This is a genomic window from Streptococcus suis, assembly GCA_002831545.1.
Lineage (GTDB): Bacteria > Bacillota > Bacilli > Lactobacillales > Streptococcaceae > Streptococcus > Streptococcus suis_P.
In genome coordinates, this window is record CP025095.1 from 2,568,609 (window position 1) to 2,590,204 (window position 21,596).

General features: G+C 42.3%; 25 protein-coding genes and 1 pseudogene. 4 read left to right on the top strand and 22 right to left on the bottom strand.

Annotated features, from left to right (window positions below; genetic code table 11):
• Window positions 1-7: 7 nt before the first annotated feature.
• The 10 genes from CWM22_12580 to CWM22_12625 form a co-directional block, all read right to left on the bottom strand.
• Entirely contained in the window at window positions 8-1,408 is a 1,401-nt protein-coding gene (locus tag CWM22_12580; protein AUC92668.1) for a 6-phospho-beta-glucosidase, read from the bottom strand.
• The gene (locus CWM22_12585; GenBank protein AUC92669.1) at window positions 1,395-2,783 is read right to left on the bottom strand and encodes a 6-phospho-beta-glucosidase; all 1,389 of its coding nucleotides are present in this window, start codon (window positions 2,781-2,783) and stop codon (window positions 1,395-1,397) included. The genes CWM22_12580 and CWM22_12585 overlap by 14 nt, the downstream gene beginning before the upstream one ends.
• A 315-nt stretch (window positions 2,784-3,098) precedes the next feature.
• Complete coding sequence (locus CWM22_12590; GenBank protein ID AUC92670.1) at window positions 3,099-5,600, bottom strand: leucine--tRNA ligase; 2,502 nt, start codon at window positions 5,598-5,600, stop codon at window positions 3,099-3,101.
• A gap of 242 nt (window positions 5,601-5,842) precedes the next feature.
• Complete coding sequence (locus tag CWM22_12595; protein ID AUC92671.1) at window positions 5,843-6,151, bottom strand: hypothetical protein; 309 nt, start codon at window positions 6,149-6,151, stop codon at window positions 5,843-5,845.
• A gap of 9 nt (window positions 6,152-6,160) precedes the next feature.
• Window positions 6,161-6,994, bottom strand: coding sequence for an endonuclease (locus CWM22_12600; GenBank protein AUC92672.1), 834 nt, complete (start codon window positions 6,992-6,994; stop codon window positions 6,161-6,163).
• 178 nt (window positions 6,995-7,172) lie between these two features.
• Complete coding sequence (locus CWM22_12605) at window positions 7,173-9,014, bottom strand: glycosyltransferase (GenBank protein ID AUC92673.1); 1,842 nt, start codon at window positions 9,012-9,014, stop codon at window positions 7,173-7,175.
• Window positions 9,015-9,285: 271 nt separating this feature from the next.
• Complete coding sequence (locus CWM22_12610; protein ID AUC92674.1) at window positions 9,286-11,178, bottom strand: endopeptidase; 1,893 nt, start codon at window positions 11,176-11,178, stop codon at window positions 9,286-9,288.
• Window positions 11,179-11,234: 56 nt separating this feature from the next.
• Window positions 11,235-12,074 carry a metal ABC transporter permease gene (locus tag CWM22_12615; GenBank protein AUC92675.1) on the bottom strand — a complete coding sequence of 280 codons (840 nt, stop codon included), beginning with the start codon at window positions 12,072-12,074 and terminating at the stop codon, window positions 11,235-11,237.
• Window positions 12,067-12,927 carry a zinc ABC transporter permease gene (locus CWM22_12620; protein AUC92676.1) on the bottom strand — a complete coding sequence of 287 codons (861 nt, stop codon included), beginning with the start codon at window positions 12,925-12,927 and terminating at the stop codon, window positions 12,067-12,069. The genes CWM22_12615 and CWM22_12620 overlap by 8 nt, the downstream gene beginning before the upstream one ends.
• The gene (locus tag CWM22_12625) at window positions 12,920-13,690 is read right to left on the bottom strand and encodes a metal ABC transporter ATP-binding protein (GenBank protein AUC92677.1); all 771 of its coding nucleotides are present in this window, start codon (window positions 13,688-13,690) and stop codon (window positions 12,920-12,922) included. The genes CWM22_12620 and CWM22_12625 overlap by 8 nt, the downstream gene beginning before the upstream one ends.
• Before the next feature lie 43 nt (window positions 13,691-13,733).
• Here CWM22_12625 and CWM22_12630 point away from each other — a divergent pair.
• A pseudogene (locus tag CWM22_12630) lies at window positions 13,734-14,093 on the top strand (hypothetical protein).
• Here CWM22_12630 and CWM22_12635 read toward each other — a convergent pair.
• Window positions 14,080-14,205, bottom strand: coding sequence for a hypothetical protein (locus tag CWM22_12635; GenBank protein ID AUC92678.1), 126 nt, complete (start codon window positions 14,203-14,205; stop codon window positions 14,080-14,082). The pseudogene CWM22_12630 and the gene CWM22_12635 overlap by 14 nt on opposite strands.
• 26 nt (window positions 14,206-14,231) lie before the next feature.
• The gene (locus CWM22_12640) at window positions 14,232-15,155 is read right to left on the bottom strand and encodes a metal transporter (GenBank protein AUC92679.1); all 924 of its coding nucleotides are present in this window, start codon (window positions 15,153-15,155) and stop codon (window positions 14,232-14,234) included.
• A gap of 125 nt (window positions 15,156-15,280) precedes the next feature.
• Between CWM22_12640 and CWM22_12645 the strand changes: the two genes are divergently transcribed.
• Window positions 15,281-15,940, top strand: coding sequence for a metal-dependent transcriptional regulator (locus tag CWM22_12645; protein AUC92680.1), 660 nt, complete (start codon window positions 15,281-15,283; stop codon window positions 15,938-15,940).
• Between the two features lie 12 nt (window positions 15,941-15,952).
• Here the strand turns inward: CWM22_12645 and CWM22_12650 are convergent, their stop codons facing one another.
• The 3 genes from CWM22_12650 to CWM22_12660 all read right to left on the bottom strand — a co-directional run bounded on the left by CWM22_12650 (window position 15,953) and on the right by CWM22_12660 (window position 17,714).
• Entirely contained in the window at window positions 15,953-16,240 is a 288-nt protein-coding gene (locus tag CWM22_12650) for a hypothetical protein (GenBank protein AUC92681.1), read from the bottom strand.
• Between the two features lie 85 nt (window positions 16,241-16,325).
• Window positions 16,326-17,000, bottom strand: coding sequence for a CPBP family intramembrane metalloprotease (locus CWM22_12655; protein ID AUC92682.1), 675 nt, complete (start codon window positions 16,998-17,000; stop codon window positions 16,326-16,328).
• Between the two features lie 63 nt (window positions 17,001-17,063).
• Window positions 17,064-17,714: a CPBP family intramembrane metalloprotease gene (locus CWM22_12660; GenBank protein ID AUC92683.1), complete on the bottom strand. Its 651-nt coding sequence runs from the start codon at window positions 17,712-17,714 to the stop codon at window positions 17,064-17,066.
• Window positions 17,715-17,939: 225 nt separating this feature from the next.
• Between CWM22_12660 and CWM22_12665 the strand changes: the two genes are divergently transcribed.
• Both CWM22_12665 and CWM22_12670 read left to right on the top strand, forming a co-directional pair.
• Window positions 17,940-18,227, top strand: coding sequence for an acyl-ACP desaturase (locus tag CWM22_12665; GenBank protein AUC92684.1), 288 nt, complete (start codon window positions 17,940-17,942; stop codon window positions 18,225-18,227).
• On the top strand, window positions 18,217-18,558 hold the full coding sequence (locus CWM22_12670; GenBank protein ID AUC92685.1) for a type II toxin-antitoxin system RelE/ParE family toxin: 342 nt from the start codon (window positions 18,217-18,219) through the stop codon (window positions 18,556-18,558). The genes CWM22_12665 and CWM22_12670 overlap by 11 nt, the downstream gene beginning before the upstream one ends.
• Window positions 18,559-18,651: 93 nt before the next feature.
• On the opposite strand, the gene CWM22_12675 is transcribed toward CWM22_12670, so the two are convergent.
• From CWM22_12675 to CWM22_12705, 7 genes are all read right to left on the bottom strand, one after another.
• Entirely contained in the window at window positions 18,652-18,846 is a 195-nt protein-coding gene (locus CWM22_12675; GenBank protein ID AUC92686.1) for a hypothetical protein, read from the bottom strand.
• A gap of 21 nt (window positions 18,847-18,867) precedes the next feature.
• Window positions 18,868-19,569 carry a CPBP family intramembrane metalloprotease gene (locus CWM22_12680; GenBank protein ID AUC92687.1) on the bottom strand — a complete coding sequence of 234 codons (702 nt, stop codon included), beginning with the start codon at window positions 19,567-19,569 and terminating at the stop codon, window positions 18,868-18,870.
• A 262-nt stretch (window positions 19,570-19,831) separates the two neighbouring features.
• Entirely contained in the window at window positions 19,832-20,014 is a 183-nt protein-coding gene (locus CWM22_12685; GenBank protein AUC92688.1) for a hypothetical protein, read from the bottom strand.
• Window positions 20,015-20,041: 27 nt separating this feature from the next.
• Complete coding sequence (locus CWM22_12690) at window positions 20,042-20,251, bottom strand: hypothetical protein (GenBank protein ID AUC92689.1); 210 nt, start codon at window positions 20,249-20,251, stop codon at window positions 20,042-20,044.
• A gap of 110 nt (window positions 20,252-20,361) precedes the next feature.
• Window positions 20,362-20,571 carry a hypothetical protein gene (locus CWM22_12695; GenBank protein ID AUC92690.1) on the bottom strand — a complete coding sequence of 70 codons (210 nt, stop codon included), beginning with the start codon at window positions 20,569-20,571 and terminating at the stop codon, window positions 20,362-20,364.
• A gap of 303 nt (window positions 20,572-20,874) precedes the next feature.
• Entirely contained in the window at window positions 20,875-21,033 is a 159-nt protein-coding gene (locus CWM22_12700) for a bacteriocin (protein ID AUC92691.1), read from the bottom strand.
• 106 nt (window positions 21,034-21,139) lie between these two features.
• Window positions 21,140-21,349, bottom strand: a complete 210-nt coding sequence (locus CWM22_12705; GenBank protein AUC92692.1) for a hypothetical protein — start codon at window positions 21,347-21,349, stop codon at window positions 21,140-21,142.
• Window positions 21,350-21,596: the final 247 nt, after the last annotated feature.

Genomic DNA, 21,596 nt, shown 5'->3' on the forward strand with positions numbered 1-21,596 from the left:
ACTCCTCCTAACGACTAAATCCATTGGCATCACTCAGTGCCTTAAACCAACGACCTGATTTTTTAATCCTACGCTCCTGAGTCTCCAAATCCAACTCGACCAGCCCATAACGATTTTTGTAGGCATTGAGCCACGACCAACAATCAATAAAGGTCCACAACATATAACCTTTACAGTTAACCCCTTCCTCAATAGCCCGATGTAATTCTATCAAGTGATCTTCGATAAATTCAATCCGATAATCATCCTGAATGACCTCATCTTGCCGGAAAGCCACTTCACCCTCTACTCCCATACCATTTTCAGTGACTAACCACTCAATATTGTTGTATTGGTCCCGAATATTGATTGCGATATCGTAGATTCCTTTTTCATAGATTTCCCAGCCTCGATGCGGATTGATTTTTTTCCCTGGCATATCGTAAGGTGCGAAGAAGTGCTCTGGAGTCAAAACCTCTCCCTCTTTCCAGACCTTTGTCGGCGCCTGTACACGAAGGGGTTGGTAATAGTTGACACCTAAAAAATCTACCCGATTTTCCCTAATAATCGTCAGCTCTTCCTCGCTGGTTTCAGGACTCAATCCGTATTCCTCAATCAAGTCAACCAAGTCCCTCGGGTATTCTCCCAATACAGAAGGATCTAAGAAGCTCTTGGTTTGGAAGAGCTCAGCTATTTTAGCTGCCTTGACATCATCAGGATGCTCACTTCGAGGATAGGCCGGTGTCAGATTCAGGACAATTGCAATTTTCTTCTCCGGATTCACTTCATGACAGGCTTTTACTGCCAAGGAACTAGCCAACTGAGTATGGTAGGCAACAGCAACCGCCGCCTTGGCATCTACCTTACAAGGATAATGATAATCCCCTAGATAGCCGCACTCAACTGGAACAATCGGCTCATTAAAGGTAATCCAACGATCTACTAGGTCGTCAAACAATTCAAAACAAGTACGAGCATAGGCTTCATATGCCCAAACAATGTCCTTGTTCTCCCAGCCTCCTTGCTCCTGCAAAGCATAGGGAAGATCAAAATGATAGAGATTAACAAACAACTGAATCCCTTTTTCTTTTATCAAAGAAAATACAGAACGATAAAAAGTCACAGCCTCCTGATTGACCTCACCAACGCCTTTGGGAAATAACCGTGACCACTGAATCGATGTCCTAAATACTGTGTGTCCAGTTTCAACCAATAACTCGATATCCTTTTTGAAATTCTTATAGAAAGTGGAAGTCCTCTCTGGACCTACTTTCCCATGGAAACGTTCTGGCTCAATGCTGTACCAGTAGTCCCAATTATTCTGTCCTTTTCCATCGCCCAGCTCAGTCCCCTCACTCTGCGGACCCGATGTAGAAGTCCCCCACAAAAAACCTTCTGGAAACTGATAAACTACCTTATCCTCTGTCATAACCAATTCCTTTCTTCTTTATCTGATCGATGACACTCCTAAATTGTGGCAAGTACGCCTCATGTGCCACTAGTAATTCTTGTAAGACACGCTCTGCCAATTCTCCATTCGGAATCAGAGGATTGAGAGCAAAAGCCTGTAAAGCCAAAGCGTAGTCTCCTGTCATTGCAGCCCCAACAGTTGCCAACTCCATTTGCTTCATTTGCTGCAAGTAACCCCTGACCACCATCGGTGTTTTGGGACATACCAAAGGAAGCGCACCCTGGGCAGTAATGACAGATGAGACTTCAACTACGCAATCCTCTGGCAGATAAGAAATCACTCCCCTATTAACCGTCGAAACCGTCATAATTTCCTTGCTGTCGTTGTATATAGCACAAATGAGTTGACAGGCAACATCGCTGTAATAAGCACCACCACGTTGCTCCAGTTGCTTAGGCTTATAGTCCAAATTTGAATCCCTGTAGAGCTCAAACAACTCTTCTTCGACCTCTTGAACAACCTGAGCCCGCACCTTCCCTTGACGATACTGGTCTAAGGTATCTGCCAACATCTCCTTTTCTAAAAAGTAGTAACGGTGGTAATCACAGGGCAACAGACCAATCGACTGCAAGAAGGGGAATGAAAAATCTAAATTGGTAATATTTTTAACAACCTCCTGATTCCCTCTTGAGTCACCGTATAAAGCTTCCATGACTTCACCAGTACGATTCTGGCCAGTCTGATCCCAAACTTCATGAAAATGGAAATGGTTTAATCCAACATGATTGGTTTGAATCGATTCCTCAGGCAGATTCAAAAGCTGAGCTGCCGTCTTTTTCTGACCAATCGGAATATTGCATAAGCCAATTACCCTGTTCCACTGCAGTTCATTAACAATCGCTTCCGTTACTATGCCTGCAGGATTGGTAAAATTAATCAACCAAGCATCTGGACATAGATCTTTCATATCTGCAATGATACCCTTGTAAGCCTCTATGGTCCGAAATGCCTTAAAGATGCCACCTGCCCCATTGGTTTCCTGTCCAAGTAGACCATGACTTAGAGGAATTGTCTCATCGATATAGCGTGCCTGTAACTGACCAACTCGGAACTGAGATGTCACAAAGTCTGCTCCCTTCAAAGCAGCCCTTCGATCCAGTGTCTCCTCTATTTTCCAGTCTAATCCAGCCATTCTGACCATTCGACGTGCCAAATCAACAACTATCTTCTGCTTTTCCACCCCAGCTTCAACATCTACAAACCACCATTCTCGAATGGGTAGTTGCTGATGCCGCAAAATCATCCCTTCAACTAGCTCAGGAGTATAGCTCGATCCGCCACCGAGCGTGACTAATTTGATTGATTTCACGACCTGTTCTCCTTTTTTATTCATATATTCTTATTATATTCCTGTTTCTACCTTTTGTAAACGCGTACACTTCCTGTCTTTTTCCGTAATATAAAGGAAACTCCCCTCAAGACAGCCAAAAACGACCTCCAATACGGAAGTCGTTTTCTTATTATTTACATTTATTTCACAACAATATTAACCAATTTAGTTGGCTCCAACAGTCCAGTGAACTGTTGGAGGTTGGAAATAGACAAACAAACGAGGCAAGCGTTATTTGGTAACGATATTGACAAGTTTGTTTGGCTCCAACAGTCTGCGGATAGACTGTTGGAGGTAGGAAATGAGCAAATAAATTGGTTACTTCACAACAATATTAACCAACTTATTTGGTACACTAATCACCTTCACCACTGTTTGACCAGCGATTTCAGCCTGGACTTTTTCGTCCGCAAGGGCAACTTTTTCAAGTTCAGCTGGTGCTAGGTCTTTGGCTACAGTCAAGCGAGCTTTTACTTTACCCTTGATTTGGACAACGATTTCCACTTCGCTTTCTACCAGCTTGCTTTCGTCATATGTTGGCCATGCGACATAGCTGATTGACTGGCCAGTATTTGCCAGACCCTGCCAGAGTTCTTCTGCCAAGTGTGGCGCAAATGGGGCAATCAATTGAACAAAGCCTTTGGCGTATTCGACGTAAAGCTTGTCTTCTTTGTTGGCTGCGTTGACAAAAATCATGAGCTGGGCGATAGCCGTGTTGAATTTCAAGTCTTCAATATGCTCAGTCACTGTCTTCACAGTTTCATTGTAAACTTTATCAAGCGCTCCGCTATTTTCCGCCACAAGCTCCTTGGTAGTCAAGAGGCGATAAACACGGTCAAGGAACTTACGGCTGCCCTCGAGTCCTTCTTCTGACCAGGCGATTGACGCATCAAGTGGGCCCATGAACATCTCGTAGACACGGAGGGTGTCCGCACCGAATTGCTCGACCACATCATCTGGGTTAACCACGTTTTTAAGAGACTTAGACATCTTGGCAGGTGCCTGCTCCAACTCCTCACCAGTCTCGATGTGGAAGAAGGAACCGTCACGTTTTTCAACTTTATCTGTCGCTACAAGGGCACCACGGCTGTCACGGTAGCTGGTCCCCAAAATCATGCCCTGGTTAAAGAGTTTTTGGAAGGGCTCTTTGGTCGGCACAACGCCGATATCATAGAGGAACTTGTGCCAGAAGCGAGCGTAGAGCAGGTGAAGGACTGCGTGCTCAGCACCACCGATGTAGATGTCCACTGGCAACCAAGCTTTGAGAAGCTCCTCGTCTGCCAATTTCTCATCGTTGTGCGGGTCGATGTAGCGGAGGTAGTACCAGCTAGAGCCCGCCCATTGTGGCATGGTGTTGGTCTCACGGCGACCTTTAACACCGTCTTCACGCACCACTTCCAACCAGTCTGTCAGGTTAGCAAGCGGTGATTCGCCTGTACCTGAAGGCTTGATGTCTGAGGTTTTTGGCAATACCAGAGGTAACTCATTTTCTGGTACTGCTGTGGAAGTGCCATCTTCCCAGTGGATGATTGGAATTGGCTCACCCCAATAACGCTGACGGCTGAAGAGCCAGTCACGGAGGCGGTAAGAAATTTTCTCCTGACCGACACCATTTTCTTCCAGCCAAGCTACCATTTGGGCAATAGCTTCTTCCTTGTTAAGACCATCTAGGAAATCAGAATTGATATGGGCACCATCCTCTGTGTAAGGAGCTTCTTCTACATTGCCACCTTCCAGAACTGGAATGATGTCCAAGCCAAACTGCTTGGCAAATTCCCAGTCACGCTCATCATGAGCGGGAACGGCCATGATAGCACCTGTTCCGTAACTTGCCAGCACATAGTCCGCAATCCAGATTGGAATTTCTTTGTTATTAACAGGGTTGATGGCGTAGGCACCAGTCCAAACACCTGTCTTGTCTTTAGCCAAGTCAGTACGAGCCAGGTCTGATTTGAGAGAGGCTTGGCGTTTGTATTCTGCCACAGCTTCTGCTTGTTCAGCTGATGTGATACTATCTACCAAGTCATGCTCAGGAGCAAGAACTGCATAGGTGGCACCGAAAAGGGTGTCAGGACGAGTTGTAAAGACTGTGAAGTCCTTGTCTGTGTCCTTGATCTTGAAGGTCACATTGGCACCAGTTGACTTACCAATCCAGTTGCGTTGCATATCCTTAATAGACTCTGGCCAATCAACATCATCTAGGTCGTTGAGCAAGCGTTCTGCGTAGGCAGTGATTTTCAACATCCATTGACGCATTGGCTTGCGGACAACGGGGTAGCCACCACGTTCAGACGTTCCGTCAGGAAGGACCTCTTCGTTGGCGATAGCTGTTCCCAATTCTTCTACCCAGTTGACAGGCACTTCTGCCTCGTAGGCGAGGCCTTTTTCATATAACTTGGTGAAAATCCACTGAGTCCACTTGTAGTAGTTAGGGTCTGTCGTATTGACCTCGCGGTCCCAGTCGTAAGAAAAGCCAAGGGCGTTAATCTGACGTTTGAAGTTGGCAATATTTTCCGCCGTAAAGTCAGCTGGGTCATTACCTGTGTCCATAGCGTATTGCTCTGCTGGCAAACCAAAGGCATCCCAACCCATTGGGTGAAGAACGTTGTAGCCCTGGGCACGCTTGTAACGACTGAGAATGTCCGTCGCAGTATAGCCCTCAGGGTGACCAACGTGCAAGCCCGCACCAGACGGATAAGGGAACATATCTAGGGCGTAAAAGTTTGGCTTGTCCGCATCTGTTCCCGTCTTAAAAGTGTGATTTTTCGCCCAAAATTCCTGCCATTTGGGCTCGATTTCCTTGTGATTGTAGAATCTCATGTCATTTCTCCATGTCAATAAATTATCTTTACTATTATATCATGAAATTAGGAAAGAAAAAAGCAGGATAATAAAAACCTGCTAACAGAGAAAGATTACTTCTTGCGTTCCACACTTGCATTTGGAATGTTTTTCGCAAAAAATTCTGCTGACTGTTTATCAAAAAATGGTCCTGCAATCTGGTTTCCAAATTGGTCCACCACAATCCATTCTTGCATAATGCTCACCTCCCTTCGCATCATTTATAAATCGTCTAGAGATAGTTTACCTGTTCGCAAATCACATTCAATATCCTTAGCAAATTTCTCTGTTAGACGCTGACGATTGTACAATTCTTTTACCCGCCGTGTGACATCTAAACAGATGATTTCACCACCATCATCTATTTCTACTTCTATTTTTCCTGGGCGATAAATCGTCCAGTTACCATTTCCTTTTCCCAACTCTCTGACAAAAAATCCTTCTGGCCGCCATTTATTTAGTACAAATTTCAGCGTCCCCTGATCCGCGAATGATACACGCGGTGTAAAAACAACTTTCGTTACCTTCATGGCTTCTCCCTAGTTAGCATTGTAACCAAAAACTCTCGTCCGCAAGGTTTCCTTCCACCAAGCTTCACGAGCTAAGATGAGATGATCATCTACTTTTCCATTATAATTTTCTAAAAGGCTATATTGAAAATTGGTCTTGATATAGTCAAAACCTTCATCCTTAATTAGTTGACGTAATTCTTTATTACCTCCGTGACCATTATTGACATAGGATTGCCAACGCGACAAAAGCATGCCGCTATCACCGGTCGCAGAACCAACATAATGCTTGCCCGTTTGTCTATCTGTCAATAAATAGACAGCCTTTTGATTGCCAAGGGCTGTTAACCAATCCTGCTTTTGCAGTCGGAAGATACTATCCAGTTGGTAATAAGATAGACGGATATTATCATAACCAGGAAAGTCATCCCCCGTCCAAGGTGTAGGAAGCAGTTCTCGAATAACGATGTCCTTTGCAGAACGTTCAAAATAACGCACCGTTGAAATTCCAACTTTAAAATCAATAATCAGGCGATCGAAATAAGCAGCAAACTCCTCCTGCACCTTTCCTTCATAAGACTTCCCAGAGATGACAGGTAGCTGTTCTGTTATTTCCTTCACCGTTGTTAATAACCATTTATTGTGACCGACTTTAATAAAGTTGATCACAATCTCTCCAACACGAAAATAGTTTTTTCCTTCTGGATTGTAAAAAATATTCCAATTATTTACTTGTTCCTTGTCCGCTAGATAGTAGGACTTAGTATAATCCACACTACCTTCCCAGACATGGAAACGTAGCTTTACTTTGGGTAAGGCTTCATCAGAAAAATGAAATAAATCTTTTAAGGTCAAAGTGTTCATCAGTTTCTCCTTTACCTATGGGTTAAGTATTGACTGGTAAGTCAATACTTGGTATACGTAGTATATCAAGGCAAATTCTTCTCTCTAAACGATAAACCTTCCTAAAGTTACGTAAGAACCAACACAAAAAAGGATAATTGCATTCTACCGAGTAGGTTGCAACTTATCCTTTTTCATATTATTCACCCAGAACCGAATCCACAATGACTTCAAAATCCGTCCGTTCATCACGCGCCTTGATGCCAGCCTTGACATCAAGAACATAGTCCGTGATAATACCGTCAACTTCCGAATTGACAAAGCGTTGGATGGATTCTTCCGTATTGACTGTCCAGACGATAACTTTCTTGCCTTGGGCTTTTAGGTCGGCAACCTTTTCTGGACTAGCTTCTGCCTCTTCCATAATCAGATAATCGCCCTGCAAATCTTCTGTCTGACCGATGGAGAAGTAATAGAGATAACCAGACACCATCTCAGGATAGGTTTCTTCGATGTAGGTAATCAGCTTGTAGTCCAAGGACAGCAGAGCCACTTCCTCTTCAACACCATAGGCCTTGACCATGGCAACAATGTCATCCACCATTTGCTTATCTGCTGTTTTCCCCTTCAGTTCGATAAAGAGGCCGATCTTGCCTTTACTTGCTTCGATAACCTCCTCAATCGTGGGAACAGGCTGAGCTGGACGGCTACTGTCAAAAGCATCCGCAACCTGCAAGCTCTGGATTTCAGCCAGAGTCATCTGGCTAGAGCTACGGCTGTCGCCAGCAACACGCTTGAAATCACCGTCATGATTGAGGACATAGTGACCGTCTTTGGTCCGTTGAATATCAATCTCAGACCAAGCCACCCCTTCCTCCGCAGCCGCTAAAATACCTGCAATCGTATTTTCAGCACCCAGGTCACCTCCACCACGGTGGGCGACTAAGGCAATCTCACGATTCACACGGAAAATCGTGTCAAAATGCTGCACCAACAAGTAAGCAAAGCAAAAATTTCCTGCCAAGATAAAGAGAATCAAACCGGTCACCCAAAACTTGGTACGCAGGCGAATGGTCGGTAGAATATCCTCCCGCCACTTACTGGCCTTGGTCGAAAGAGGAACCGCTACAGTACGTCCCTCAGCCTCTTCGTAATCATAAAAGGCATCCGTCACTCGATAAATCATCATCGGCGGAAAGAGGAAGGTCAGAAAGCTGACAATATCCACGACTACAAGGAGGATAAACAAGAGATACAAACGACTTTGATTGGTCTGCTCTGCCTGACTGACCAAAACATAGGCAAGTAGGGCTACCAAGGCAACAAGGAGAGGGACAAAGTAGACAAGGCCATTTTTCACAAAAATCCCGACAAGTCGCTTGATGAGCGCTCGACCGTATTTCTTTGTCAAATCAAGAGAGGAGCGAATAGCTGAACCAATCGTTTTCCCACCAATGAGGACATAGTGGAAGGTGAATATCAGTCGATAGCTCAGATAGGTCAAAACCAAGAGTACCCCTGCATAAAGTGACAGGTAAAGAGGATTGGCATAAATCACCGAAGTGATAAAGTTGGGAATCTGGAACTGCTTCATGGGGCCAATGGTGACACCCAAGCCCAAGAGCGGGAAAATCAAGGACACATAGACCATGAGCAATAGACCAGCTGGACTAAAGAGGGACTTGAGGGAGGTCAAGCCCAGCCAGAGCATGTGCCGAGCAGTCATTTCAATCTTTTCTTCCTTTACAAGAGCACTGGTCAAGATAAAGGTGTTGATATCTAAGCCAATCAAAATCACCATCATGACTAGGGTTGCCAAAAGGAAACCAACTCCTTGGAAGCTCAAGAGAAAGGATATATAGTCACCACTGGAAATCCCTGTCCGCCCAGATAAGGCTAAAAAAGTATCAATGGCAAAGGAATACAAGGGATAAATAACCAGAGCCAACAGCCCCTTACTAAGCAATTGGTATTTGGTAAAGAGCCAGACGATCCGACCACGAAAAGCCCAACTGGTTGAAACCTTCTTTCCTGTTTTCATATCTCCTCCGAAAAACATTTTTTGTTATTGTACCATAATTAATATTCTGGAACAATGTCGACTAGAGAGGGCTATTCCCCACAAGAAAAAGGGAGTGGGAAAGAACTCGACTAGTCAAAAAAAGAGTTCGTCTTCCCACCCCCGCACAGTTGATTAGGTCAGATTTGGAGTGTGAAATACGAACAAATCTGCCAATCAACCACTGCGCTGAGATGTTGACACGAACTCTAAGAAGCGAGGCTGGACTTTATGCCCAGCTTCTTTGTCTGTTTTACCAAATAATCACGCGGTCTTCTTTTGCACGCCACATGCCGTCGCCTTCTTGAACGCCAAACGTTTCATGGAATTCATCGAAGTTTGGCAACTGGATGTTGGTGCGTAGGTGACCTGGTGCGTGGACATCCACACTAGCCAACATCTGCATGAACTCAGGACGGGCCTTCATCCGCCAGATGCGAGCAAAGTTGGTGAAAAACTCTTCTGCGGAGAAGTCGTCCTCCGACTTCGCTGCTTCTAAGGCTGCTGCAATCCCACCAAGGTCGGCAATATTTTCTGACACGGTCAATTTACCATTGATTTTGGCACCGTAAGAATCCTGACCCTCAAACTGGTCGATGACCTGCTGGGTACGGGCCTCAAAGGCTGCATAATCTTCCTCTGTCCACCAGTTATTGAGACTACCATTCTCATCAAAGGAGGCACCGTTTGAGTCAAAGGCATGGGAAATCTCGTGGGCAATAACCGCACCGATACCGCCGTAGTTAGCTGATGAAGACTGCTCCAGAGAGTAGAATGGCGCCTGCAAAATGGCTGCTGGAAAGACAATCAAGTTCTTCTGTGGATTGTAGTAGGCGTTGACCATGTGAGCTGGCATGCCCCATTCCTTAATGTCCACAGGCTTGTTCCACTTGCTCCAACCATGAGCGATGTCAATCTTGTTTAGCTCAATGGCATTTTCCACCAAGGACTTGCTTGGGTCAATAATCTTCTTATAATAACGCTCTGGCAAGGCTTCTGGGTAGCCGATGTAAGGCTTGATGACATTAAGTTTGACAATGGCTTTGTCACGCGTCTCTTGAGCCAACCAATCTGCCGTTTCCAAGCGAGATTTATACACCTCAATCATCTTGGCAACCTTGGCTTCCACATCCGCCTTAGCCTCTGGTGAGAATTTTTCCCCTGCATACCAGAGCCCCAAGGCCTGACTAAAGAAACCTTGAGCAAGGTTGTAGGCTGCCTTTTCCCTATTCTGAGCCTGCGGCGTACCAGAAAGGGCACGAGAATAAGCTCCGTCCAAAATCCGAATCTCGTCTGATAGGAAAGAGGTATAGGAACGAGTCGCCGCAAATACCAAACCAGCCTTGAGCAAGTCCCAGTTTTCAGGACTGTAAATCTCATTAGCCGCCTGCCAGAAACGCTCCTCTGGAACGATAATCTTATCAGGCACCTGTCCTAAAAGTTCCTCAAAGAAAGCTGTCAAAGGCAGGTTTGGTACCAAGGCCGCAAATTCTTCCCATTTGTATGGATGATAGAGCTTGGCATACTCTGACCCCTCTTCGTTTGACAGAACATATTTAGCTACAATTGCATCCAAGGCCAAGACCTTATCCAAGAGCTCTGCAATTTCTTCATCGCTGAAACCAAACTTAGGCAAGAGAGCTTCCTGACACTCTCGCCAAGTCTTGAGCAGTGCAGCTCCCTTCTCATGCCCGTCAGCATAGTAGGTCGTATCCGGCAAAATGGTCGCTATGCCATAGGCCCAAAGCACATTGGTCTGGGCATCCATAAAGTCAGGCGACACCCCAAAAGGCATGAAGTTTGGCTTACCTGCCAACTCATATTCTGCCAACTTGCTGGTGAATTCTTCGAAAGAGTTGAGTGCCTTGTACTCTGCAATCAAGGCTTGTGCTGGTTTTGCCCCCAAACGGTCACGGGTTTCATAGTCAGCTACTTGTTTGTGAAAAGCCACAAAGTTTTGCAAAACGCTATCTTCTGGGACATCTTCTCCCGCCAACCAAGCGTTTGTCGTGTCAATCATGAGCTTTTCAATCTCGTCCGCCAGGTCTGAGAAACCACCTGTTCTTGGCTTATCGTCTGGAATCACGGCTGTTTTTGCCCATTCACCATTGACGTATTCGTAAAAATCATCTTGTAAACGTGTCATTGATTTTTCTCCTTTGTCTTTCTTAATGACTATAATAACAAAAAATTCTGACAATTTCACTTATCAGGTGACCATGACCAAGTATTTTTTAGAATAATACTCGAACAAACCACAAGAAGGCTGACAACGGCACAGGTCCCTGACATGGTTAAATCCAGTTGATTGGCCACTAAAAAACCTAGCACAACCGTTAAAATAGCGATACCTTGCCCTAAAAGAAGCAATTGCCAGAAGGATTTGACCCAACGTAGGGCAGCCATACTTGGTGCCACCAAGAAAACAATAACAGTCATCGAGCCAATCGCTTCAAAGGCCAGAACAGTGGTTAAGGAAACTAGAATCAAAATAACCATTTCTAAAATCCTTGTTCGTAAGCCAGACAAACGAGCATGGTTGCTGTCAAATAGGTGCACTTGTAAACGATGGTAAGCCCAAACAAAAAATAGAACAATAACCAACCAAACCAAACTCGACTTGACCAGACTAACAGGGAGTGACCAGGCTAGAACATCCATACGATGGAGCGGAGCAAAAAGTACTTCCCCCTGCAAAACCAGATCCACATCCAAGTGAACATTGCGAGCAAAAAGAGAAATAAGCAAAACCGCCACCGCAAAAAAGAAAGAAAAAACTAGACCTGTTGCGGCATCATGCGCTATCTTTCGACTATGCAGACGGTCAATGGCAAGAACCGATAATAACCCAAACAGACTGGCACCAACTATTAGCAATGGCGAATCCAAACTATGACTAATAAAAAATCCCAGAACAATCCCAAGCAAGACAGAATGCGATAGCGCATCTGCCAACATTGATTGATTTTTTACAACCAGTATCGAGCCGAGCAAGCCACAAGAACTAGCAATAACCATCAAAATGAGTAATACTTCAAACACGACCATTCTCCTTTCTGACATAGGTAACATACACAAATGCAGACAGGGTCAGACCTGTCAGACAGACGATAATAGTCGGTCCGGTCGACAAACCAGATACACTGGAGCTAATCCAGGTCCCTACGAAAGCCGACCCAATTGCAACGATTCCTGCCAGTAACAGACTCTTATGATACGATTTTCCCAGCATCAAGCCAAAGACAGCTGGTGCAATCAAAAAACTACTCATCAAAATAGCTCCGACTAGCTTTAATCCTACTGCAATTAGGCAAATCATCAAAAACATCGTCAACTGCTGCAAGTACCTTACACGAACACCAATAACCCTTGCAAAAGTTTGATCAAACAGATATAGCTTATAGTCTTGATAAAAGAAAGCAAACAATGCCAAAGCCAATAGTGAAATAATTCCGATGAGTATCACATCATCCAGCTGAATAAAGGCTGCCTGTCCAAATAGATAGGTTTGCAATCCAGCTTGGGAAGCCCCTGCAAAGGCTTCATTTCCCTGAATAGCATTTTTCAAGACCATTCCCAAACCAAAGAAAGAAGCAGACACCAATGAAAGGGCATTGACTAGACTGTGACCACCTTTTCGACGCAGCCAATGGACAAGTGCATAAGAAAGGTAGCCTGACAACACTGCTCCTAACAGCAAGTAGAGAGGATGTCGCGACTGAAAAATCATGAAAGAGACAATCACTCCAGGATAAGAAGCATGCCCCAGAGCATCCCCAAGCAAACTCTGTTTAGTAAGAACAGATATACTTCCGATAGTGCTGGCTGCTACAGCTAGGCTGACGGTCCCTAAAGCAACTGTCCAGAAAGAATACTCTTTGAAAACCTCAAACATGACTGCCTCCTTTGGCATTTCCTAAAAACAGCCCATTTCCTATGCCGTAGGTCGCCTGATAATTCTCACTTGTCAAAGTCTCATCCATCGGACCAGAGTCAATCACATGCTTATGAAGCCAGACAAGGTGATCAAAGTAGGCATCCAGCGTCGTTAAGTCATGATGAATGACAATGGAAGTTTTCCCTTCACATTGGAACTCCTTGAGCATATCCATGATCATGATTTCTGTTGCCTGATCAATCCCTGCCAGAGGCTCATCCATAAGATACAATTCTGCTTCTTGTGCCAGGGCTCTGGCTAGAAAGACCCGCTGACGCTGCCCGCCTGAAAGCTGATCAATCTGACGATGGCGTAAATCCGCAATTTTTAACCGTTCTAGAGCCTGCTCAACAATCTGTCTATCAGCCTTAGTCGATCTTCTAAACATTCCCTTACTATGAGCGAAGCGTCCCATCAGAACAATTTCAAAAACTGTTGCAGGAAATTGCCAGTTTACTTGACTGGATTGGGGAATATAGGCTACTTTTTGAGCAATCAACCTCTCTAGACCTGCCTCCTGACCAAGCAAGCGAACCTGCCCTGTGTCAGGTTTTTCCAACCCCAAAATGACCTTGAATAGACTAGACTTCCCAGCACCATTCGGCCCAACAATAGCCGTCCGACTCCCTCTGGGAATCACCAAATTGACATTTTCTAAAGCCATGGTCTGGCTGGCTGAATATGCTAAATTGACATCTTTTAATTCAATGATTGCTGACATATTTCCTCCTATTTTTTAAAATGATATACCTCATTCATACTCAATGAAAATCAAAATCGGACCAACCTACCAAGTTGAGAAAGTCGATAAGATTAAGATACCGTACCAACAAATTGCTGGCAAACCCTATACATCGCTTATTTCAACACATCAGTACATGAATTTGATTTTCGTAGAGCACCAATGCTTCCTTCAATCGTATGTTTATAAATCTGTTAAAAACGGTCCAAAAACGGAAAGAACTCGACCTAGACCGAGTCCTTTTTACTACTCATTTGAAATCCCTATTCACGCACAGACTACTGATGCTGTGAACCAAGATCATCGAGGTCTACAAACAGTATTTCTAGTCAAGGACCTCAATAACTGGTGTGATTTGCTACTAACGCCTATCCTCCCCCAAGCGTTGCCACCTCCAATAGAAAGAGTCCTATACCGCTTGTGCTCGAAACAATTGATTGTCCCTCATATCGGTACCTATCAACTCTATCTTTGGTAATATCTCTAGTCTTCATTGAATAGTAAGTCCGTTGGATTTGTACTATTTCAGATATTTAACCATCAGTTTAACATTATGTTTGTACATGTCGATAAAGGTATCCCCTTCCTCGCCTTCTGGTGCCAAGGAATCTGAGAACAACTCCTTACCTTCGCCAGTAACAACTTCAACCTGACCGCCTTTGGCTTTTACTGCCTCTTGCAATTTCTCCATGCGTTCTGGATTAGTTGTAGACTCTGTAAAGATAGCCTTGATATTATGGTCAATGATTAGGTTAACTGTCTCAATCATGTCACTGTTAGCCACTTCTGAGTCGGTGCTCACGCCTTGAGGAGCATAGAGAGTGAAGTCATAACTAGCAGCAAAGTAATTAAAGGCATCATGTGGTGTTACCAAATAGCGACTTTCTTTTGGAATCACACTTAATTCTTTTTCTACCCAGGCATGCAAATCATCTAGCTGCGCTTGGTATTTTTCTGCATTTTTCTGAATCATCTCAGCTTTAGCAGGTAAGAGTTTTTGTAGTTCCTCTGAAGCTACAGCTACAGCTGACTTGTACAAGGGAATTGAAAACCAGAAGTGCGGATCGACAATCTCTTCTCCATCCTCATCCATCGTATTCAAGTCTTTTGCATTAAAGTTTTTAGAAACAGCTACTCCGGTCTTCTCCAAAGCTTCAACCATTTTACCTTCAAAGTGCAAACCGTGGTAGAGAACAAGGTCAGCCTTTTGTAATTTTGATAAATCACTAGATTTGGCTACGTACAAATGAGGGTCTTCTCCTGCTGGAATCAGCAAATCACGTTCCACCTCATCACCCGCCAACTGATAGACCATGTCATCGAGGAAGGAAGTAGTCACAGCCACTCTTGGCTTACTAGAGCCTTCTGTGGTTTGCGATGGACGACAAGCTCCTAGCCCTATTAGGGACAATAGCAGAGCAAAACTGAACAATATTTTCTTCATATAGGTTCTCCTTTTATTTTTATTAAGCATACCTAACTATATAATTAGATTAAGCTAAAAAATTCATTTTGTCAACTGATTTTTAAATTTTTTGATATAATAGTTTCAGTAGAAAGCGAGTTCTCATGACACCAAACAAAGAAGATTACCTAAAATGTATTTATGAACTGGGTCAATTAGACCAAAAAATTACCAATAAACTCATCGCAGAGAAGATGGCCTTCTCCGCACCAGCCGTTTCCGAAATGCTCAAAAAAATGGTAGCCGAAGAGCTCATTTCTAAGGATACCAAGGCAGGTTATCTCCTCAGCCAAACTGCCCTTGAAATGGTAGCCAGCCTCTATCGCAAACACCGCTTGATTGAGGTATTCTTAGTTGAGCAACTTGGCTACTCTCCAGAAGAAGTACATGAAGAGGCTGAGATTTTAGAACACACCGTTTCAGATCACTTTATCAACCGCCTAGACCTGCTACTGGAACAGCCTCAAACTTGTCCTCACGGGGGAAGCATTCCTCAAGCAGGACAACCGCTCATCGAACGCTACCAGACACGGCTGTCACAGCTAACTGAGACAGGGAACTACCAGCTTGTCCGTATCCATGACTTCTATCAACTCCTTCAGTACTTGGAACAACATGAATTAGCTGTCGGCGACTTACTAACCGTCACAGCCTTCGACCAGTTTGCCCAGACCATCACCATCCAGTACAAGGACAAAGAGCTCGCCATCCCAACAGCCATCGCTCAACAATTATTCATCGAAAAAAGCAATCGCCCAGCCTAATAAGCTGAGCGATTATTTTTTCTTCCAATTACGGATAATAGATCTGGTTGCAAAAAACACTTGCCCTAGGATATATACCAAACCCAAAAAAGAACCTAGATAAAAACAGCCCAAGAGAAAGTGTGGATGAAAGGTTAGAGGTTGCAGGACAAACATGAGAATCCCTACCAAGCCCCACCGCATGCCCCAGGTCATCTTTCTCTGAATCAACCATTCCAGTCTATCTTCTCCAACTGAACTCCTGGTTTCCAGATACTCTTGATTAAGGTCTTGAAAAAATTTTCTCATATTTCTGCCCACCTCTGCACTTGATAGTTAGCAATTATAAAATTGCTGGTTTCCTCTTAGTATACAGGCATTTCCCAAAAATGTCTACTGTCAATTTTTATCCACCAACCTGCACCAAACCAAATAAAATTTGGAGGAATAAAATGGAGGCATTATAGAAGCTATGTGCAAGGATAGTATCCGTCATTCGTCTATTGCACATATACAGACAGCCCAGATAAGCCCCTGTGATAAAGTGACCTAAAAATGCCACTGAAAAGCTCCAAGTATGACAATAGGCAAATAGAAGGGCAGAAAATACGATGACTATTTGAGGATGCTTAGGAAAATACTGGGCTGTCTTTTCTAACAAAATTCCTCTGTAAAGAAATTCTTCTAAAACTGGAGCAAACAAGACAACTGAGAGAGCCATCACCCAAAAATTGTCCGAATTTAACTGATTGACTATATCCAAGGCGTTAGAATCACTAGGGCTAAGACCCAAATACTGCCAAAGGAGGTTCAGGCCAGTTTCTCCAGTAAATACCAGTGCTGTCATTCCGACTATTTTTAAAACATTCAGCTTCTCTCTTGAAAAGACTTGATGCTTCATCATTCCTCGTCTGATGACAGAAAGTAGTGCCAATATTGCAAGACCAAGCCCTATCATGACTGCAAGTTTTAGTAGCACATTCTCTTGAAAGGCTGTTATCCCCACATAAACTGGAAATTGAATGAGCAAAGTGAGTAGCAAGGTACCCACAGCTAAACCGATTGATTTTATTATTTTCATATTCTCTCTCCTTTCCATTGTCAATTATAACCTATTCAATTGTTTTTCACACTGTTCACACATTTATACACTTATAACGTTTAAAATGGTCACAATGCTGTTCAACAAGATATGTGCCACTATCGGATATTTGAGATGGTTCGTTTTATAGTAAATCCAAGAAAACAAAAATCCTGGAAAAAGTGCCGACCAGAAACTAAAAGAAATTTCATAACTATGTACAAAAGCAAATAAAATGGCTGTAATTAACACGCTAATGATTGGATAGTGCTTACTCCTTATTCTCTCCTGAAAGATTCCCCTATAGAGATACTCTTCTCGGATAGGAGAGAGAATATTTGTACTAAGCAAGACCATCCAGCCATATTTGGACTGAAATAGCTCAAGCATACTACTATTATCAACCGTCGATCCAGATAATCGCAAGGAAACATTTAATAGTACAATTTTAATAATGATTACCAAAATAACCAATCCAAACAATTTACCATAGCTATAGCCTTTTGCCTCTAAACTATTGTCACGACAGTTTTTCCGAAGAGTTTCCAATAACCCAAAAACGAAAAGAGTGAGAAGAATCCAACAAAACACATGTAGGATATAACCAAGTAGGTGTTCATCTATATTCCCCCAACTCATCTCAGCAATGAAGGGGACTTGTATGACTAAGGTTAACAATAAAACCTGTACGATGCTTTTTATCCAATGAACCATTGCTACTCTCCCTTTCTAATCCAATCTTTTTATAAACTTAGTATATAGCAAATCAACACACTATTCTCATTCCTGTCACGAACGGTCGTTATTTTGTAATGAATGACCATTTTTTCAAAGTCACCGAATCTTATCCAAGATATTCAGTGCCAGATTATCGCTTGACAGATGTAAAACAAATAGCTACACTATTGTTATACATATTAGAATTTGGAGTTGAAGACAATGACAGGATTGGTTAGGGATAGACAATATAATTTTAGAGTAAATGCACAAATACTGGAACAAGCAAAAATAATCTTATCAGAAAAAGATATGACCCTTTCTGATGCTCTTAATTTATTTGTAGAAAGAGTGGTTGAAGAGCAAGATTTGCCAATAAAAACGGTAGAAGAGGCACGTGCAGAGGCTTTTCTAGATGAATTGATTGCAGAGCTTGATGAAGGCTACCAAGAAGTTTTATCAGGAGACACGACACCTGCTCGTGAGGTATTCGCCAAATATGGTCTATGAAGTACATTTATCTGCTAAAGCCGAACAAGATTTAGAGGAAATCTACCAGTATTATGTCCGTGAATTTTCAGAATCAAGTGCTCGAAAGGTGCTTGCATCTCTGAGCACAGCTATCTTGACCTTAGAAATATTTCCAGAGGGATATATTGACCTTGACGCTCGTCTGGGACAAGCATTATTCCCGGAAGGAAAAACAAGGATGATTCCTGGAAAACAGCACCTCATCTTCTATTTGATTCGTGGCTCTCGTGTAGATATCCTTCGCATTAGAGGAGCAAGGACAGACTACCTAAACAACCTAGACAATCTATTCAAGCAAACCCTCAAATAACGAGCAACTCCCCCACCTTCAACAAGTCTAACGAAACAAGCGTAAACATAAAGCTGATTGCTCAGCTTTTTCATTTTATTTTCTGCCACTCCCTCATCCAAAAACAGAATATAGAAATTCCCCGAATTCTTGCCCTGCTGAATAAATCGCTGGTACAAGAACTGATCCAAGTGTCATCAAGGTCAGTGCTACTCCTACCCAGACCAAGAATTTCATTGCAAACGGGGAAGACTCATAAGCTGTTTCAAATTCTTGGTATTTTTTATCTAATTTTTCCATCATTGTCATAACTGAACTCCTTTAACATCACTAACCAAACAGTACCAATAAGTAACCAATAATTGAGAAGATAACCATCAAGCTATTGTTCAAGATATGAACAAGAATCGCATCCACAATATTGCCACGGCGAGCATAAGCCAAATAGAAGACTGCCCCAAGCAAGAAATAAAGTGGCAACTCAACTGGATGAATCGCATGAAGAAGAGCAAAGACAGCTGAACTGATTATCAATTTTAGCCATTTTTGATGTTCTTTGAAGAAATATCTGCTAAACAAACCTCTGAAAACAAGCTCTTCCATAAAAGGAGCAAAGACACCTATTGCAATATGAAAGGCAACAAAGTATAGCGGAAACATCTTCGCCAATTGCTCATTTGTAGCCAAAAGTGCTGCATCGTTGGCTGTGGTGGCATTGCCAGTTACCAACTGGGTCAATAACGTTCCGCCAATACCGACAACTCGTCCGGCTAAGAAAAATAGCAGAGCAAACCCAAAATCTTTCCAAGTAAATGTGAACCGTTTTTGCTGGTCAGGTAGACCTTTCTTATACCGTTTCCAAGTCCACACCACAATAGCTGTCGCAATGACTAGATAGCCAATGCCAGAAACCCACTGCATGGCACCTGACATCGAATCCTGTATGGCAATCAATCGCATCGGAGTTATGTTAATCGCAACGATGACAAGAATCAAACCAATAAATTTTAAAATATTTTTAACACATTTCATAAGCTAGTCCTCCTTTTTAGTCTTATTCACTTTCATTAGAAAATACAATGTAATAAAGAGCATTGGATAGAAATTAGATGAGAAAACATCTACTGTTTTTCCAAGAACAAGCCAAACCACTAGGTGAATAAGAACGGCAGTGACCAAAATTCCTTCAACAAGCCCTTGCAAGAACTGCATAATTTTATTCTTTCTTTGATAGTCATCATTTGAAGTTTGTTTTCCATTTTCATTTCTCCTTGTTCTTGTTTTCTTTACAAACTTACTTTTCCTTGTTTTGTTCCTTATTTGTAAAAATGGCAAAAGCGATGATTAGACCTGGATTACTGACTGCTAAAATATTGAAATAGTCTTTAATGTTTTCATCTGACAAATTCGCACAGATTTTAAAAACTATCCAAAGCACAACGGGAATCAAAACTGCATAGAATTTTTTATTCTTCATCTTCAGTTCTCCTCACTATCATTTTACTTATCGCTCAATTCTGATTTCAAATAACGTTTTGCCACTTTTTTCCATTTTCTCAAGAATAAGGGTAAGTAGATAAAATCCGTATGGTATCAACAGCGACAACTCAAAATTCTGACTCATGAATGCAAATCCAATAAAGAATGTATAGACAATCATTGTTGTGTGTAATACATGTTTCCCTGTAATAACAAGTTCCTTTTTTTCTTTCATCTTTGTTTCTCCTGTTCTTGTTTTCTTTACACTCTTAGTATAAGCCAAATCAGCTCCATTTTTTCAGCCATGTCATGAACGGTCGTTATTTTGTAATGAATGACCATTTTTTATTGATTCATCAAGTTGTGATATAGTTTTTTGACAAATTTCTCTAATTTTTCTTCAACGAGAATAAATAGATACAGTCCATAGGGAGTTATGAAGCGAGATGTAAAATTCTTAGTGACGAGTAAGTATAGCACATACAAGGTATAGACAAACATCGCGACATGTAGCAATTGTTCTTCTGTCATAGCAATTTTCTTTTTTACTGTCATCTCGTTTCTCCTTGTTTTTATTTTTTAAACATATAAATCACCCCTCTAATGACAAGGTAACTGAGTAGGTAAATCATTCCATAAATACACCTCAAATTCTCCTAAAACCAAAGTGCAAGAGCTTGACCAAATTCATAACCAATTTGATATAGGGTGTCAATGAGAGATGGAATATCAATCACACTAACCAAAAGTAACAAGAGCAAAACTTTTTCACGCTCTGACCACGGTTGACTGTCCTTAATAGTTTTCATTTTTTTCATCGCTTTCTCTCCTTTAAAATTTCCTATCCTATCTACATATTTACGGTAAAACTGCATTCACAAAACTACGCCCAAAATCTCTACCTGCTTGGTAAATGGTTTGAAAAATAGGCGGATAAATGGTCAATAAGCCAACAATAATCAACACCATGTAGATTGTTTTTTTATTTCCTTTGAAGTATGTTTTTAAAGTATTCATGTTCGTGTCTCCTTTTGTTTCTTTACACATTTAGTATAAGCCAACTCAGCCCGATTTTTTCATCCATGTCATGAACGGTCGTTATTTTGTAATGAATGACCATTTTTTATTGATTCATCAAGTTGTGATATAGTTTTTTGACAAATTTCTCTAATTTTTCTTCGACGAGAATAAATAGATACAGTCCATAGGGAGTTATGAAGCGAGATGTAAAATTCTTAGTGACGAGTAAGTACAGCACATACAAGGTATAGACAATCATCGCGACATGTAGCAATTGTTCTTCTGTCATAGCAATTTTCTTTTTTACTGTCATCTCGTTTCTCCTTATTCTTATTTTTTAAACATATAAATCACCCCTCTAATGACAAGGTAACTGAATAGGTAAATCATTCCATAATACACTCCCCATAGACAAATGATAGCTCCTGCTCCGAGTCCTACAAGTAGGGAGCGGAAATGACGGTGTTTAACAATTGTTTTTAAAATATTCATGCTCGTGTCTCCTTTTTGTTTTTTACACCTTTAGTATAAGCCAAATCAGCCCGATTTTTTCATCCATG

Coding starts and splice junctions, on each gene's coding strand:
- CWM22_12670 (AUC92685.1), top strand. CDS start 18,217: ATGGTCTATGAAGTACATTTATCTGCTAAAGCCGAACAAGATTTAGAG.
- CWM22_12675 (AUC92686.1), bottom strand. CDS start 18,846: ATGACAATGATGGAAAAATTAGATAAAAAATACCAAGAATTTGAAACA.
- CWM22_12600 (AUC92672.1), bottom strand. CDS start 6,994: ATGAACACTTTGACCTTAAAAGATTTATTTCATTTTTCTGATGAAGCC.
- CWM22_12660 (AUC92683.1), bottom strand. CDS start 17,714: ATGGTTCATTGGATAAAAAGCATCGTACAGGTTTTATTGTTAACCTTA.
- CWM22_12590 (AUC92670.1), bottom strand. CDS start 5,600: ATGAGATTCTACAATCACAAGGAAATCGAGCCCAAATGGCAGGAATTT.
- CWM22_12605 (AUC92673.1), bottom strand. CDS start 9,014: ATGAAAACAGGAAAGAAGGTTTCAACCAGTTGGGCTTTTCGTGGTCGG.
- CWM22_12690 (AUC92689.1), bottom strand. CDS start 20,251: ATGAAAGAAAAAAAGGAACTTGTTATTACAGGGAAACATGTATTACAC.
- CWM22_12665 (AUC92684.1), top strand. CDS start 17,940: ATGACAGGATTGGTTAGGGATAGACAATATAATTTTAGAGTAAATGCA.
- CWM22_12620 (AUC92676.1), bottom strand. CDS start 12,927: ATGTTTGAGGTTTTCAAAGAGTATTCTTTCTGGACAGTTGCTTTAGGG.
- CWM22_12635 (AUC92678.1), bottom strand. CDS start 14,205: ATGAAGACTAGAGATATTACCAAAGATAGAGTTGATAGGTACCGATAT.
- CWM22_12645 (AUC92680.1), top strand. CDS start 15,281: ATGACACCAAACAAAGAAGATTACCTAAAATGTATTTATGAACTGGGT.
- CWM22_12595 (AUC92671.1), bottom strand. CDS start 6,151: ATGAAGGTAACGAAAGTTGTTTTTACACCGCGTGTATCATTCGCGGAT.
- CWM22_12705 (AUC92692.1), bottom strand. CDS start 21,349: ATGACAGTAAAAAAGAAAATTGCTATGACAGAAGAACAATTGCTACAT.
- CWM22_12580 (AUC92668.1), bottom strand. CDS start 1,408: ATGACAGAGGATAAGGTAGTTTATCAGTTTCCAGAAGGTTTTTTGTGG.
- CWM22_12585 (AUC92669.1), bottom strand. CDS start 2,783: ATGAATAAAAAAGGAGAACAGGTCGTGAAATCAATCAAATTAGTCACG.
- CWM22_12655 (AUC92682.1), bottom strand. CDS start 17,000: ATGAAAATAATAAAATCAATCGGTTTAGCTGTGGGTACCTTGCTACTC.
- CWM22_12610 (AUC92674.1), bottom strand. CDS start 11,178: ATGACACGTTTACAAGATGATTTTTACGAATACGTCAATGGTGAATGG.
- CWM22_12695 (AUC92690.1), bottom strand. CDS start 20,571: ATGACAGTAAAAAAGAAAATTGCTATGACAGAAGAACAATTGCTACAT.
- CWM22_12685 (AUC92688.1), bottom strand. CDS start 20,014: ATGAAGAATAAAAAATTCTATGCAGTTTTGATTCCCGTTGTGCTTTGG.
- CWM22_12625 (AUC92677.1), bottom strand. CDS start 13,690: ATGTCAGCAATCATTGAATTAAAAGATGTCAATTTAGCATATTCAGCC.
- CWM22_12640 (AUC92679.1), bottom strand. CDS start 15,155: ATGAAGAAAATATTGTTCAGTTTTGCTCTGCTATTGTCCCTAATAGGG.
- CWM22_12680 (AUC92687.1), bottom strand. CDS start 19,569: ATGAAATGTGTTAAAAATATTTTAAAATTTATTGGTTTGATTCTTGTC.
- CWM22_12700 (AUC92691.1), bottom strand. CDS start 21,033: ATGAATACTTTAAAAACATACTTCAAAGGAAATAAAAAAACAATCTAC.